10 protein-coding genes are annotated in these 15,163 nt (G+C 56.4%); 2 read left to right on the forward strand and 8 right to left on the reverse strand.

Going from position 1 to position 15,163, the window contains the following annotated elements; translation table 11 throughout:
- Positions 1 to 20 precede the first annotated feature (20 nt).
- Both NQT62_RS03240 and NQT62_RS03245 read left to right on the forward strand, forming a co-directional pair.
- A complete protein-coding gene (locus tag NQT62_RS03240; RefSeq protein WP_256763132.1) occupies positions 21 to 539 on the forward strand; it encodes a DUF6795 domain-containing protein in 519 nt (172 codons plus the stop codon).
- Entirely contained in the window at positions 532 to 1,719 is a 1,188-nt protein-coding gene (locus tag NQT62_RS03245) for a lipase family protein (RefSeq protein ID WP_256763133.1), read from the forward strand. Before NQT62_RS03240 ends, NQT62_RS03245 begins: the two co-directional genes overlap by 8 nt.
- A 17-nt stretch (positions 1,720 to 1,736) precedes the next feature.
- Here NQT62_RS03245 and NQT62_RS03250 read toward each other — a convergent pair whose 3' ends face one another.
- The 8 genes from NQT62_RS03250 to NQT62_RS03285 form a co-directional block, all read right to left on the reverse strand.
- Positions 1,737 to 2,150, reverse strand: coding sequence for an MAPEG family protein (locus tag NQT62_RS03250; RefSeq protein ID WP_256763134.1), 414 nt, complete (start codon positions 2,148 to 2,150; stop codon positions 1,737 to 1,739).
- Between the two features lie 55 nt (positions 2,151 to 2,205).
- Positions 2,206 to 6,702 carry a two-partner secretion domain-containing protein gene (locus NQT62_RS03255; protein WP_256763135.1) on the reverse strand — a complete coding sequence of 1,499 codons (4,497 nt, stop codon included), beginning with the start codon at positions 6,700 to 6,702 and terminating at the stop codon, positions 2,206 to 2,208.
- Between the two features lie 15 nt (positions 6,703 to 6,717).
- A complete protein-coding gene (locus NQT62_RS03260) occupies positions 6,718 to 8,421 on the reverse strand; it encodes a ShlB/FhaC/HecB family hemolysin secretion/activation protein (RefSeq protein ID WP_256763136.1) in 1,704 nt (567 codons plus the stop codon).
- Between the two features lie 108 nt (positions 8,422 to 8,529).
- Positions 8,530 to 9,297, reverse strand: coding sequence for a PP2C family protein-serine/threonine phosphatase (locus NQT62_RS03265; protein WP_256763137.1), 768 nt, complete (start codon positions 9,295 to 9,297; stop codon positions 8,530 to 8,532).
- On the reverse strand, positions 9,298 to 10,452 hold the full coding sequence (locus tag NQT62_RS03270; RefSeq protein ID WP_256763138.1) for a type VI secretion system-associated FHA domain protein: 1,155 nt from the start codon (positions 10,450 to 10,452) through the stop codon (positions 9,298 to 9,300).
- Positions 10,453 to 10,456: 4 nt separating this feature from the next.
- Entirely contained in the window at positions 10,457 to 11,227 is a 771-nt protein-coding gene (locus tag NQT62_RS03275; RefSeq protein ID WP_256763139.1) for a hypothetical protein, read from the reverse strand.
- Positions 11,220 to 13,094: a hypothetical protein gene (locus NQT62_RS03280; RefSeq protein ID WP_256763140.1), complete on the reverse strand. Its 1,875-nt coding sequence runs from the start codon at positions 13,092 to 13,094 to the stop codon at positions 11,220 to 11,222. The genes NQT62_RS03275 and NQT62_RS03280 overlap by 8 nt, the downstream gene beginning before the upstream one ends.
- Positions 13,091 to 15,160: a type VI secretion system Vgr family protein gene (locus tag NQT62_RS03285; protein ID WP_256763141.1), complete on the reverse strand. Its 2,070-nt coding sequence runs from the start codon at positions 15,158 to 15,160 to the stop codon at positions 13,091 to 13,093. The genes NQT62_RS03280 and NQT62_RS03285 overlap by 4 nt, the downstream gene beginning before the upstream one ends.
- Positions 15,161 to 15,163 lie beyond the last annotated feature (3 nt).

Consider the following 15,163-nt stretch of genomic DNA (forward strand, 5'->3'; position numbering starts at 1 on the left):
GATGAGGAGTGAGGTTGCCCATGCACCCTGCATCCCAATATTCAACAGCCCGACTTTCATGGGTGCTCGCGCTCACAAGCCTGGTGCTGCTGGCACTTCCATTTCGTTCTGCGGAGGCCTTCTTGTTTAAAAAATATGTGTATTGCTCTCCAATGATTGGCAAGGTTCATTGGGCTGGAAAACCTCTGCAAGGTTTAACCATCAAGCGCAACCTGAAAAGTGGTGGATTTAAAGGGGGACGATATGACGATGAAACCATCACTGATTCAGCAGGGCACTTTGAGTTGCCTGTTGTCGAACACCGCAGACTTGCTACTCCCGACTTTTTTTCGGCCAATCCTCAAGTCTCACAAAGCCTTAAGACCACGCTGGATGGCATGGATTATTACCTGTGGTCTTGGTCAATCAACCAATTTGAATTGGGCGCTGAAGGCTTTGGAAATCCGATGACATTTGATTGCGATCTATCTGTCTACGAACTGATCGGTGGATCCCCCATGGTGAAGTGCACCGTATCCGGAAAAAAGTCCTATGAATGAACTCAATCCGGCATCGGTTTATGAGTTGGCACGTCTGGCCTACGAAGCAAAAACGCAGGATGAGGACAGTTTGGCGCGGCAGCTTCGCACCTTCCCGCATTTGAAATTGAAAACCAATTCAACAAGAATTCTCACTGGAACTGCAGGGTTCAAATCATCCACCCTGAGCGGGTTCGGTTTCTGGGTTGAATTGGGTGGTGCTCGTCAAGGGGAAGTAGTCCTCACTACCCGTGGCACCATGACAAGCTGGTCCGATATTGAAACCGACATGGATTTTCCGTGTGTGTTGGGCCCCACGGGTCATCCGGTACACCAAGGGTTTCAAAACACGTTCCAAAGCTATGTCAACCAGGTTCAACAACTCGTGGAGCAATGCGGGCGAGCCTTCAGACCGAAGGTCATCCACTGCGTTGGTCACAGTTTGGGCGGGGCTTTGGCCAACCTCAATGCTGCAGCCTTCAACGCGTTGGGTCTGACCACCTACCTGTACTCGCTGGCAGCACCCCGGGTGGGCCGCTGGGCCTATGCAGAGCACCTCAGCAACACACTCCATGAAGCGCGGGTGAAGCGAGTGGCCAATCAATCCGACATCGTCACCATGGTGCCCTGCTTTCCCTTCATGCATGCCCCCCATTCCCACGGGCATATATTGCTGGACGGCAGCATGTTTAAAATCAGCATTAACCAACACCGTCTGGGTGTCGGTTATTCCAGTATGAAAAATCGAAGCTGGGATCAACTGATTCGCGACACGCGTGGCAAGCAAGACAAACTCAAACAAAAGCTTAACAAAGCCCTGACGGATGGCGATGGTTTCTTGAGCGGGCTGAGCCAATACACTGGTGCCATGTATTCAGCCGATCTGCTCAATGTTCTCAGCAATGCATTACACCTGTTGATGAAGCGCGCGGGTGTGGGTGGTTTGATCTCGGTCGAGTATTTTGGCACAGGGGCATTCACCACGTTGGATCAAATTGCCGAAATACTGTCCCAGTACGCCCGTGGGGCTGTAAAGGCGGGAGAACAAGTGATGCTGTGGTTAAACGGCGTGATGGCGTTCTTGGGACGAATGGGACAGAAGGTGGCCGATGCATCCATCGGCACCATCCGATATGTGTTCAACCTGCTTTGCAATGCCTTGGAACAATTGGCGAAGCAGGCCGTTCAAAAAGCAGAGTAATACGCTCATGAGGGAGCTCAGTGGCTGAGCCCGGCGAACTGAACCACCCAGTACGCCGCGATACCCCACTGAACCACGAAGAAGGCAAAACGCGCCTGCACGGCAATATTGCTGGTTGAAATCAGGTGCACAGTGGACTGCAGCACACGAGCCCCCAACAGGATACAGGCCAGACCATCGGTCACGCTGGTGTTGCCTGTGGCCAAAGCCAACAGCAAAGGGCCCGCCAGGTAGGGAAAGCCTTCGTACATGTTGGCGTGTGCGCGGCACAAGCGCTGGGAGAACGGGCTGACATCAGCACCGTCAGGGCTGTAACTGTTGGCTGGGCGTTTGGTGAACGTGGTCAGCCCAGCGCGGATCAACCAAATCATGCCCAGCAAAATCAAATACCAGGCAATCAAACCATTCAATGCCAACGCTGTGTTGCTCATGCTGTCTCCTTGTTGTGTGTTGAGCAAAAATTAACAGCCTGTAGCATAGCGGTTTTCAGGGTGAACAGGTCAAATGACCGTCCCCTCCTTCGCATGATGCAGGCCGCATCAATTCTCCAGTACCTTCAGTGGCCGGTCGCCCAGGCCCCACTTCGACCACCACCCCGTTGATGACTCGGCTGGCCACGTTTTCTGTGCGGACCACCGACATGGTCTGTTCTTGCCGTGCCAGCACCAAGGCACCTTGAGCAGAGGTTAGGGCTGCAGCCTCCTGCGGGGAAAGCAACAACGAGCCGTTGTAACTCACCGGTATGCGCGTCAAGTCACGGGCACCATCGTAAAAGAATGCGTACACACCCGGGTTGTCCGGACCGGACAAAAACACCACTTGCCCCGGCAGTTGCTTGGCACCATCCACTGGCAACACAGTGACATAACCCCCCAAGCCCTTGCGAGTGGTTTCACCCACCGCCACGGCGATTGCCCCGCCACCGGCATTGGCGCCAACACCACCAGCGCCAAAGGGGTAGACCTGGCTGTCGCCCACTCGACTGCCCTGGGTGCTTGGAATGGACAATGTCAAGCCCGGAAACGAGGCCCGCTCACCAGCTGCGGTGTCGTTGTAGGGCAGGCGAGCACGGATTTGGCGTCCAGCTTCGGTTCGCAAGCCTGCGGATGCAATCGCCACCATGTCACCCTCGATACCCCCACCCCCGACAACCAACGGCGCTGCGTTTTGAACGCTCACCAAACTCAAGCCTTGATCGGCCCGGTAGGTGTAGGCCTGGCTACTGGCTGACCCTGCCAACACGCCCAATGTACCTTCGACTTGGTTTTGTTGGTTCAAGAACACGGAACCATTGCCCAAGCTGCTGAAATTCAACCGACTGACGGCCTGGGTTCGAATGCTGCCACCGGTCTGCTCAATCATTGGCGCTGCGATCTCGATTCGACCCAAACCTGTGGTGGGCTCCACGGCCTCTTTTGCAGAATACACATCCAGCGAAGCAGGCAACTTCAGAGCTACATCGGCCGACGACAAAGGCTTGGGGATACCACGCGCCACAAAGTCCAGTTGGCCGGCCCCCAACTCCACAACACCATTGAGCAGCAGCTTGCGCTCAACCTCCACGGTACCCCCAGCGTCCAGCGTGAGTTGTGCGAGATTCAGATCACCACGGGCTTTCAAATCAAGCCGATTGGCCACCACGCTGACGCTGGATCCAAACTGATTGTTGGGTCCGGTCAGCTCAACCTGACCTCCCAATGCTGCAATCGCTGTTTGTCCAGATACCTCAAGACTGCCGACCTGGCTCACCGATTGAGCCTGAATATCCAGAAAACCTTGAACGACAGTGTCACCCAGTGTCAGTGCGTTGGATGTCAGGCGCGCATCGCCTTGCGTATGGACACTCAACGGACCGCTCCATGAAGTTGTATCCACGGTCAACGACGGCCGGTTGGTGATGCTGGCCACCCCATTGCCCACCAGGGTCAGATCACCCTGAATGGCATTCTGTGCGTGATCCAGATCAATTTGAGAAGCCTGAATACGGGCATTGCCCCAATGCACGACATCGCCGGGTGTGGAGGTTTGTTCCACACGATCGGCAAACAGGTCCACAGCACCCTGCACGGTGCTGCCGGCCAGGGTCAGTCGATCAGCATGCACCACCAGTGCACCGCCGATTTGCCCACCCAAAGTCAGGTCGGTGCCCTGCACTTGCAAATCATTCCGGTCGCTCAGGGTCGCCACTGACTGGCCCCCTGCGGGATTGCTGACCGTGACCGTCTGCTTGAAATCATTCTGATGGTTGCTCAGGTTGACCAGCGCCGCATTCAGCGTCGCGTTGTTGACAGTCAACGCATTTTTCTGCGACATAAAATCGGCCTTCGCAGTCAAGTCATCCATGCCGCCAACACTGTCGAACACAATGCCATGGGCATCCAACACAGCCGTCTGTAGGCCATCCGAGTGCAAGGTCAACACGCCATCCGTCCGGGCATTCAGGCCGCCAACCTGCGTACTTCGCAAATCCACATCACCCCGTGCTGTCAGCGTCACCGACTGTCCACGAACCTCCACGGTTTTGGCCTGGGTTTGCAACACCAGATTGTTTTGGTCCGAGATTTGAAGCTGCTCAGCGGTCACATCCACCACCCCGCCAAAATCATTGTGCGTGTCCGCCAAGGTCACTGTGTTGGCCTTCAAATGGACACGATCTTCCACCACAACAGGGGCTGCTTGAACAATGCTGCTGGCCGTCACATCCAGTGTTTGAAGCGGACCTGTGGCCAAAGTGGCCTGGTCCGCTGTGCTCAGCGTGAGTGCATCAACCTGGCCCAGTACAGTCAGGCTGCGCTGTGAATGAAGTGCAGCGGTGTTTCCGTGCACGGTGACTGTGCTGCCCAACAGGTTTTCGCCATGCCGCAAGTCGATATTCCGGGCTTCAAACTGACTGGGGCCATCCACCTTCAAAGCACCCACTTGCTCAATGGATTGCGGTGCATTGACAGCCAAAGTGCCGGTAACCTGGCTTTGGCCCAGGGTGATCCGTTCATCACCGGTCAACTGCACATTGGCCGCACGCACAGCGACCGTTCCACCCCAGTGGTTGTCAGTGTGTGTCAGCTCAATGGATCGACCATTGAAATCTGCAGGCCCTGCGGACCGGATGGCACCCGATTGGGTCACTGTCCCCGGGGTTTGTACTGTCCACGCATCGGACTGACCACTCAATATCAGGTCAGACTTGGCCGCCAATGCCAGCGTGCCTGCATCCACCGAGACTGGTCCGGTCAACTGATTTTTCGCATTGAACAAGTCCACTTGTGCGGCCTGTAAATGCAAGGGGCCAGCCACCATCAATGCGCCATCTTGCGCCAAGCGTTGGGCAACCAGGCTTGTTTCGCCTTGGGTGCTCAAACCCGCTGCCCCCACGGTTAATGTCTTCCCGGAATGGGCATCCAGACTGTCGGTAGAACCGGTGATTGAATAAGAAGCGGCGCTGTCTATTCGGGCTTCCTGGGCTTGCAGTTGAACATTGCCCAGCCACTGATTGCTGCGGTCTTGAAGCACTATTGAATCCGCCTGCAAATCACTGTTTCCGCTGACCTGCAATGCACCGTGTTGATCAATCCCTTGCGAGGTTTTAACCGTCAGGCTACCCAGTGCACTGGCATTCAGGTGTACAGCACCCGTGGACTGCATAGTCAGGGAATCCGCCTGAACACCCAGCTGCAGCGCATCCTTGGCCACCACCTGCACTTGATCAGCCTGCATGGTCAAGGCACCCCGCACAGCGGGATTCAGCAACCGAAGGGTACCAGTGACAGCCAAGTCCGCCTCGTGGGCGGTGAGATTGATGGTTCCAGACACGGCATTTTTGGTGTTGCGCAGGCCAACTTGGTCTGCCGACACGGTGAGGTCACCCCCAACCGACAGGGTAGTACTGCCTGACGACGACTGGGCCACGCCCGTGGCGATAAACACCGCATCGCGATTGACCCGCATACCGGATTGGGCAATCTGCAGATGTTGCGCGCTGACCATCAAATGATCCGCCGTCCCGGCCAGTTGAACATCGCCTTGAGTCTTCAATTGTGCATCGCCTGCTGCAATACGAACCACACCTTGAAACTGGTTTTGCGCATGGTCCAGCGTGAGCATATTGGCTACCAAATCTGCAGATCCACGCACGTTGACGGCTTGGGCCTGACTCACATGGTCAGCCCGAACAGACAGTGCACCATCGACCGTACCAGCCAGTACAACCTGATCCCCCTGTGCAATTAACGACTGTGCCTGCACCAACCCCCCAGTGTTCAGCACACTGGGGTTGCCACTGCCGGTGCTGCGGGCCACCAGTATCACCGTGCCATCGGGCGCATTGATCTGGCCCAATTGCTGAATCAACGCTTGTTCATGCCCGGCATCCACTTGAAATGCAATGAAGTCGCCCTGGACATTGGCTGTCACCGCACTGGCAGCCAAGAAGTCAACCTGTCCACCTGACGTGGCTCGCAAGGTGCCTGCATGCGAAATGCTGGGTGCAATAAAGGCCAATTGTTGACCTTCAATCACCCCATTTAGTTGAATATCACCAGTATTTTTATCGGCTGCCAGCGGCACCGCCCCCTGCTTGACTGGCCCTTGAAGATCGAGGGTAGAAGCCACCAGTGCCCCCACATTGACTTGGGCATTGGTTCCAAACACGATGCCGTTGGGGTTGATCAAAAACAGTCGGCCATTCGATTTCAATTGGCCGAGAATGTCAGATCCTTCACGGCCTGTGACCCGATTCAGCAATACAGCGTGGGAATCTGGTTGGACAAACTGGACTGTTTCGCCACTGCCCACCGAGAAATTCTTCCACAACACAGTCGCCACCGGTGTATTGGATGTCTGATTCACCACCAGCGTTTTATTGACCGAGGTATCGAGTGTGACGCCACCGCCCGGGTTGGCCTGAAATTCCGGCAGTGCCAGTGCGGCACCAGAGCAAATCCACAAGACAGCAGCCGCCAGCGGCTTGAGCTTGAAAGCGCGCACGATAGGTCTCTCCAATCAGAAGTTGTAAGTGAGGGTGGCGAACAGGCGAGGGGTTTGAATCTTGGGATCGGACTTGGGCTGCCCCTGAAGCGCCCAGGCCACGCTGAGGTTGAATGCAAACCGCTGATCCATCTCCCATGACAAGGAAAGACCATAGCCCGCCAGTTCAGTCAGATTATTAAAACTGGATGGTCGACCTGATGCGTCGTTCCTCAGATGTACCCGACCCTGGTCATAAAACAGGTTCAGCGACATATTGAGACCTGCATTGCCCAGCCACGCATTGTTCAACACATGCCGAAGCTCAAGCGTGGCCAAGGTGCAAGTATCACCAGCGGCCTCCCCTTGCGCAAATGCACGCACTGCTGTTGAGCCCCCCAGCGCACATTGATCACTGCTGTCCAGGTTGTCATAGGCATCCTGGCCCCGCACATTCGCCCACAACATCCATTGCCCTGGCACCAGCGTCTGCAAACGTGCAAAGCTGTATTGGCTGCGCAATGATCGAGGCTCATCGTCCAGACCAAAAGGTCGACCAGCGGGGTAAAAGGTTTTGCTTTGCTCCAGTGTCCAGTTGAAAAAATTCAAACCGCCGCCCAGAGCAGCATCGCGTGCATCGCCGGAGAGGGCCAATCGCACACTGTCGATGGTTTTGCGGGTCTCTAGGCCCGCCAGCGACTGGCGATCCGTCAAGTTGCGGTGGTCTTGACCCGCCAACACAAATAAGTTCAAGTTTCGGGAACGGACCAGTGGATACAGTCCAAACACACCCACAGTGGTGGCCTCTCCATTCAAGTCCAATGGAAAATCATTGTTGTTCAGCCGATAGTGCACGGTGGATGAATTCAGTCCCAATTTGAAACCATCTGACCCAACCGGCACTGTGTATCCCAACAGCGAAAACGCCAGCCCGCCAGTGTCGGAGCGCAGGTGACTGAGCGACAGGGAATCACCCAAGCCCAGAGGGCTTTCCCAATAGGCTGACACAGTGGTCCGATTGCTGCCAGCAAAGCGGGAGCCATTGGCATCCAGCGACACGCTTCCCGATAGAACATCACCCTGAGAAGGCATGGCCACCAGGACCGCACTGCCGGGCTGGTCACCTGGCTTGACGGCAAAGCGCACATGAATTCCACGCAGATCGTTGAGCAAAAACACCACCCGCTCAATCTCGGATACCCGAATGATTTGACCCGGCTTCAACGCACTCAAGTGTGATTCAATCACGCTGCGCTTGACCCGCAGGTCTTCAGTCGGCCACTGCACTTCCACCCTGTCCAACACGCCGGGTAACACCTGAATACGGACCACACCGTTGCTCACATGTTGCGCAGGCAGGTAGGCATACGCCAGGTAAAGCCCAAGGTCGCGTTGCAAATAGGCGGTCACCACCTGAACCGCATTGGACAGGTCCTCAAAATGTCGGCCTGCCCCGGTGTAGGCTTTGAGTTGTTGCTGCAATGCCGCCGTGTCCGCAGGTGCGTAGCCCTCAATGGCATAGCGCTCCACATCGACGGATAAATCGCTCAGGGGTTTGACCAGTTCAGGGGTAACACCGGAGGGCAGTGCTTGCGCATGATCTGCCTCAAGCGGACGGTTGCGCTGCTCCTGCATCGGTGTCGACTCGTTTAGCAGCGGCGTGGGCGTGTTCACCTGCGCACTAACCATGGACATCAACCCCATGGCTGCACACCCCAAGACCCACTTCAATCCAAGCATTGCTCAGTTCCTGAAAAACGCAAAAAACGCATTGAACAACAACATGGTCAAAACCACGAATGGCGTCGTTGAACCAGCATCAACCTGCGGAACTAACCCATACCCCGTTTATGCCAACAACCGAACCAGCAAGGTGGTCATGTTGTCGGCGCGTCCAGCAGCGCGTTTTCGGGCCACAGCGTGTAAATGCATCACAGCCTCTTGGGCAGAGGCCGTACAGGCCACAATAGCGGCCATTTCGTCGTCGGTCACCTGTTCCCACACTCCATCCGAACACAGCGCAAACCAATCGCCCGCTTGCAGGGGGGAGATGCACGCATCGACCTGGCAAACCATGTCCTTCGTCGGCTGGCCCAGAGCGCTATACAGGGTGTTGCGGCCCACCGATGGCCAGTTGCCCGGATGATCCGCCTGCCACTGCAGCACACTGTGATCGCGAGTCCTGAACACCATTCGACCGGCCCGCCCCTGGTACAGCCGTGTATCACCCACATGAACCCAGGCAGCCGATCGGCAATGCACATCGATGACCAACAAACACGCGGTGGAATGCATGTCAGACAAGGCTGGATTGAGGGCTTGCTGATTCAGAATCTGTTGGTTGCAATCCTCAAGCCAGGTTCTCAACGCCGCTTGCGCTGGTAACGCGTGCAGGCTGTGCAGGTGCTGAAGGGTCGACTCGATGATCAGACGTGACGCCACTTCACCGCCACGATGTCCGCCTGCACCGTCAGCCACCACCCCCACAAATTGACCAGACTGCAAGTGCCAGACAACAGCGTCCTGGTTGCTGGGTCGGTTGCCTTGCTCACTGACGGCGGACACATCAAGTTCCAGCAGTGGACCCGGAGTCCACTGCACCGTTCGTTCTGCCATTCAAGTGTCCTGTCGGGGCCCAGGTGCGTCTCGCAGCACATCCTCCAGAAGGCTGGCAAACGGCAGTGATCGCTCACCGCGCAACCATTGAAACTGCTGGCAATAGAGATCCCACATCCGGGCTTTGCGATGGACACCGATGGGCAATGTGATGCCACTCATGCGCTCCAACTGACGCTCAATGTGCCGGGGTGCCAAATGTTGATCCAGCTTTGCCATGACGTGACGGATACCATTGAGCAAATGACCCGATTCATTGAGCAGATCGCTGGACAATTCTTCAAACGCCTGCTCGGTGGACAGGTAAGCCTCCGAATCGGGATGGATCAACTGGGCCAACGCTTGCGGAACACTGACTGCCACCTTCAATGGATTGTTTGAACGAGCTCGAATGGTGGTTTGATGGCCACCCAACTCCTGTCTCACCAATCGGCGAGCCTCCAGCAATGACAACAGCAGCGCCAAACTTTGGTGTATCACCACCTTGAGACGTTCGGTGTGCATTGGATCCCAGGGTTGAACAAATCGCAGTCCCAAGGCATCGACCCAATCCGCGGACGCTGTCGGCTGTAGCCCCTGCGGCTCGGATTGCAATGCAGGCGACGGTGCATCCAGATCATCCAGCCATAGGCGATGCGATTGCACCGGCGTTCGAACTGGCAGCGGCGTGGGCTCGACAGGCAGGGGGGATGCAATGGGCTCAGGCACTGAGCCCAGCACTGCATCAATTGACCAGGTGCTTCGCGCCAAAGGGTCTTGCAGCCAGACTGGATCGGCGTCAGGTGACAACGGCAGCGGCGATAACTCAAACGGCTTTGATTCACGCGCTACAAAATACACTTGATAAGGCCCCAATTCCAGCACATCACCAGGCACCAACGGATGGCGTTTTCCAGACTGCAACACTTCTCCCCGGCGCTGAGTTGGATTGGAACCACGAGGGGTCCAGTAGACCTCATCCTGATGCCGTTCGATCAATGCATGCTCCCGGGAAATAACCCGACTCGGATCGGGCACCGAATATCGGCAACCCGGTGCGCGACCGAATATCCCACTGCCCGCACCCACGGTCAACACCTGGGCTGCAGGCAGGGACGGGTTACTGGGGTCCATGTCATGGTCCTTCACAATCCGAAATTCAAATTCAGCCTGCATACCATCACCTCAGGATATAAACATCGTCCGGCAACACAGCGAGGTGATGTGGCCACACCCACGTTCCGTCACCAGCGGTCGAAACAAAACGCAGCAAGTCATCGCCCTGGGCATTGCAAACCCGATGAAGTGCTGATTTGCGCTGGGACTGAAATACCCACTGTGTTGGCTCTCGTGCCGCATCATCCAGGGCATGGGTACTCATCAGGGTTTGCAGATGAACACCAAACTGATGCTGCTGCGAGGAATGATCCTGGCCATATGCCAGGGACAATTCCCGATTTCGCCGGGTGTAGCGTGGTAACAAAAAATCGAGGTCACGTGCGTCCCAAGCAGCAATCCAGCGGAACAGAAAATCCTCAAGCCGGTCTTGAAGATTATCCAGGACCAGCGGTGGCGGCACATTCAAAAAATCCCAAACGGGAAAGCGCACCGGCAGATCAAAGGCCACATCCAGCGCGCGCTGGCGGTCCAAGCGCTCACCCATGGCCCGATTCGTGGTGAACTCGTACAGCACTTCGGGTTCAACCCAATGCTGATCGCCGCGGTGTTTGTTCAACACCAAGCGACAATTCAATTCCAGCGGCCTGCCCAGTCGGTGCTGGTGATTGCTGGGTACCGTGATGCACAAACGGTTTTCACCAGCACGCACGAATTCATGAATGGGCCTGGAATAAGGCGAACCCGCCGGAACACTACCAACAACCACACCATTGAGTTGGAGCTCCACCCGCTGATCGAGCGGTTCAAGCATCAGACACAACAATTTATCCATGTGGGGACTCCCATTGCTGCAAGGTCTGCTCCTGGCCCAGCACGATGCGACGGGATAAGATTCCCTGCCATGCGCACCAGCCCGTCATTTGCACCACAGGTGGTTGATAATCCAGACTTGCGCTGGCTTGAAGATGATCGGCAAGGTCACGCCACAAGCGCACCCGAAGCGCCACGCAGCCAGACTGTATCTCCGACAATTGCCACTCAGGCCAGCCCGGCTTTCGCACAGACACCAGCGCTATCAACAAAGGCCATGTCAGGGTTTGTGACCAAAACGGCTGACCGGTCAGCAAATGCTCGGTACTGCACAGGGTGGACCCCGACTCATGGGCTGCAACCGGGGGCTGTATTCGAACCCGCAGTTCAACAGACTGGGGACCAACCATGCCATGAAGGGTGACCCATTCATGCCCGTTATCCGATAACGTGGGCTCTGCATGGAGCTGGTGTTCAACATGCCACTGCCAAACCATGCCATGGCTTCCAGGCGTCTGCATCCACCAGCCTTGAAGTTCTGCACGGGCATGCAGCATGGCGCCAAGAATCAAACCTTGATCCCGCTCAGTGTTAGCGGCAGGCAAGGGTACCAACCATGAATCAAACCACAGGGCAGTGTCCAGCGGATACTCTGCAATACGATTCAATTGAATACGCTCTGCTTTGTCAGCTGGACCACACGACAACACCGGGGCGCCCCCTTGCCAATCGAATTGCACATGCAACACACGGTCATCGCGCACACGCAGGGTTTTCAAGGGGTATTGCGCCTGTGAATCACTGGGCACACACACTGACCACTGTGCCAACTCAGGGCTTCCAGGCAGGTAACGGGGCGATGCAGCCTGTTTCAGCACCCACAGGGCATCTGCAGGAATGCTGGGCAAGGTCGACAAATCGGCACGTGGCCATTGGTCACTGCCGGCAAAGCCCAATGTCATGGGTCCAATGGGGGAGCCCGACTGATCATCCGCATTCAACAGCCATTCAGCCCAATTTACAGAACGGCCACCTGTGCCCAACACATCCAGGGCCATGCCCATACCGGCAAATTGTTGGTGTACCGCATGCAGGCCATTCAAAAGCGCTTCGGTTTTGGTCGCACGCGCGGCATCCCCTGGCGGTGTCGTCAACGCCTGGTGAACCAACAGCGGGTTCCACAGGCGCAACGCGGTTTCGCAACGCATCAATCCCTGGAAGTAAATGCTGCACAGCAAACTGGCAGCCACATCATGGGCAGTTGCCGATGGATGATCAAGCGCCAGGCCTAACCAGTGCGTACCCAAAAGCCCTGCATCCTCGGGTATTGGCACACCAGCGGCCGCCATCACCGACGACAAAGCCTTTGCATGCAAGCGGGCAGACAATGCATGCAAAGAATCTTCAATCAATGAACCCTGGCAGACAGTCAGTCTCGAATGCTCCATTGGCTGCACACGATCAATGGGGGTTGCCCAATCGGCCGGTCGATACTGTGTCTCCCAGACATGCTGACGACACAGACTAATCGCTTCAACACCCAGCCACCAGGCTGATGACTGTGGCGACTGCAAACACAGCGCCAAGTAATCGGGCACATACCATGGGGACCACACCGTATTTCCGTTGGCAGATTTCGCACGGTTCAAGCGACGCAACCTATTTTTCGCTGACACAGTGTCGTCGTTCAACCACAACACCACTGCATCTTGCGCAGCCGACCATGGAAGCGCCAACGAATGGGGGTCGATTTTGTTGGCAGGCAGACACCAGGCTTGCAGATGCTCAGCCAGCCAGACCTTCTCGGTGGGCGGTCGCAGACTTAGTGTCCAATCGGCTTGTCGTTGACTGCCCACCTCCAGCGGGGCAAGCACCCAGGCCTGAATCATGAGCCAACGCCCGCCAATGGATCAACGGGTGGTGATACAGGGGCTGGCTTTTCAGGCTCATCGGGTGAGCCTGGCTTGGCTGTGCTGGCTACTGATACCGATCCGCCAGCGTTGACAAGTACGGCACGGCCATTCAAAAACACGCCTGCCGGGGACACCAGCAACGAGGAGGCACCACAAGTAAAACTCAGACCTGCACCAGCTGTGAGGTGGAGTGCAGAGCCTGCATGCAGGTTGATGCTGGCTGGGCTGCTGGCATTCAATCCCTGCCCAGCCCTTACCTCAAGACTGCCAGTGGATTCAAGCGATCCGGTTCCACCGGTGTTCACCGTCATGTCGCTTTGCACGCCGAGATCCAGCGCACCCTGGACTTGTATCCGAACATCGTCGTTGACACGCACATTCAACATGCCCTCGATCTGTGCCATGACTTTGCCCAGAACATGCCTGGACACATCCTGCTTGATCTGTTCGATCAGGTGCCCGTTGACCAGCAGATGGGAGTCCGCGCCAATTTCCACCTGGCTGTGATGTTTGATCAATGCGCGGTAATCCCTCTCCGCCTGAAACCAGACATATTCTTCGCCCCGCTTGTCGTCAAAGCGCAGCTCATTGAAGTTACTGGCCGTGCCATGCTCGGTTGAGCGGGTTCGCCAACCCGACACTGTTTTTTGATCTGGCAGGGGGTAAGGCACGGGTTGTTCCGCGTTATAGAGCACACCCGTCACCAGGGGGCGATCGGGATCACCATCTTCGAACGACACCCACACTTCCTGTCCGATCCTGGGAACCGTCACAAATCCCCAACCCTTGCCTGCCGCAGGAAAGGCCACACGCACCCAACAAGAACTGTGCGCATTGCGCTGACCATAACGATCCCAATAAAACTGGACTTTGATCCGTCCAAACTCGTCGGTGTAGATTTCCTGACCTTCCGGCCCGACGACAAGCGCGGGCAAGGGGCCTTTGGCCAGGGGTTTGCGGGCTTTGCGCACAGCCCGGAAAGGCGTCGCATGGGGAATGGCCTCGAAGTCACACTGAAAGATGGACATTCCGCCCCCGTGCCCTTCGACAGGTGCCTCCCGAAGGCCAATCTGGGTGCGTGTGAGCAACACGGTGTCCGTCAACACCGGGTTGTCAGGACACGCAATTGAACACACCCGACCAACCCTCAAACCTCGCGCATTGCTGTGCCCGGAAAAAACCCAAGCCTGCGCAGCAGACTCTTGCTGTCGCAATTGACTGTAGGCAGTGCCCTCGGTTGCAGTGTCATATTCGCCGGGGTATTCAAACAATTCGAAGGGCTGGTTGTACGGCAAGACCTGACCAGCTTGCTGGGTCAGCAACGCGGCGGAAGGCGTGGTGAAGTTGTAATCGCTGTGGGCATGGCGATGGGCTTGAATGCGTTTCGTCGCAGTCCAGCGCTGAACCACCTCTTGTTCCGTCAAGCGACCACCGTGTGCAATTGAATTCACCGTCAGGCTTGGGCAATCCTCACTGGGCCTGTGTGCAGCCATGTCGTCCACCAGCACCAGCGTGTGGCCCTGCTCGGAATGCTCAAAATAAAAATACAAGCCCTCTTGTTCAAACAGTCGCGATAAAAAATGGTAATCGCTCTCCCCAAACTGAACGCAATAGTCCCAAACCCGGTGCTGCTGTCGAGTCTCATCGCGCCATTGAACAGCCGGGTGTGCATGCCTGGCCAACACGGATTTGGCAATGTCCACCACGGACTGTTGCTGGTACACGCGAAAGTCCTGATTGCGGGTGAGCAACCAGGTCCACGAGCGAAGTTCAAATTGGTACAGGCATGCCCCTTGGGACGCCATGTCCCCAAGCTGCATTTGAACAACCACCCCCTGGAAGTGCCGGTGTTGTTGATCGCGCGTTTCAAAACTGAAAGCCAGTGTTTTTCCCAAATAGAGATCGGGATCCAGACGGGCACTTTCAGCATGGCACAGAAGCGTTGCGCAGGCATGCTCAGACAGCCCCTCCAGCAGTGTGGCTGAATGAAACACCAGTGGCTCGTGCGGCGCTGAGCCGCTGAACTGGATCATTCGATTCATGGC

Origin of the sequence: Limnobacter humi, from assembly GCF_024518835.1 — a bacterium.
GTDB classification, from domain to species: Bacteria; Pseudomonadota; Gammaproteobacteria; order Burkholderiales; family Burkholderiaceae_B; genus Limnobacter; species Limnobacter humi.

Coding starts and splice junctions, on each gene's coding strand:
- NQT62_RS03260 (WP_256763136.1), bottom strand. CDS start 8,421: ATGCTTGGATTGAAGTGGGTCTTGGGGTGTGCAGCCATGGGGTTGATG.
- NQT62_RS03245 (WP_256763133.1), top strand. CDS start 532: ATGAATGAACTCAATCCGGCATCGGTTTATGAGTTGGCACGTCTGGCC.
- NQT62_RS03240 (WP_256763132.1), top strand. CDS start 21: ATGCACCCTGCATCCCAATATTCAACAGCCCGACTTTCATGGGTGCTC.
- NQT62_RS03275 (WP_256763139.1), bottom strand. CDS start 11,227: ATGGATAAATTGTTGTGTCTGATGCTTGAACCGCTCGATCAGCGGGTG.
- NQT62_RS03285 (WP_256763141.1), bottom strand. CDS start 15,160: ATGAATCGAATGATCCAGTTCAGCGGCTCAGCGCCGCACGAGCCACTG.
- NQT62_RS03250 (WP_256763134.1), bottom strand. CDS start 2,150: ATGAGCAACACAGCGTTGGCATTGAATGGTTTGATTGCCTGGTATTTG.
- NQT62_RS03280 (WP_256763140.1), bottom strand. CDS start 13,094: ATGATTCAGGCCTGGGTGCTTGCCCCGCTGGAGGTGGGCAGTCAACGA.
- NQT62_RS03265 (WP_256763137.1), bottom strand. CDS start 9,297: ATGGCAGAACGAACGGTGCAGTGGACTCCGGGTCCACTGCTGGAACTT.
- NQT62_RS03270 (WP_256763138.1), bottom strand. CDS start 10,452: ATGCAGGCTGAATTTGAATTTCGGATTGTGAAGGACCATGACATGGAC.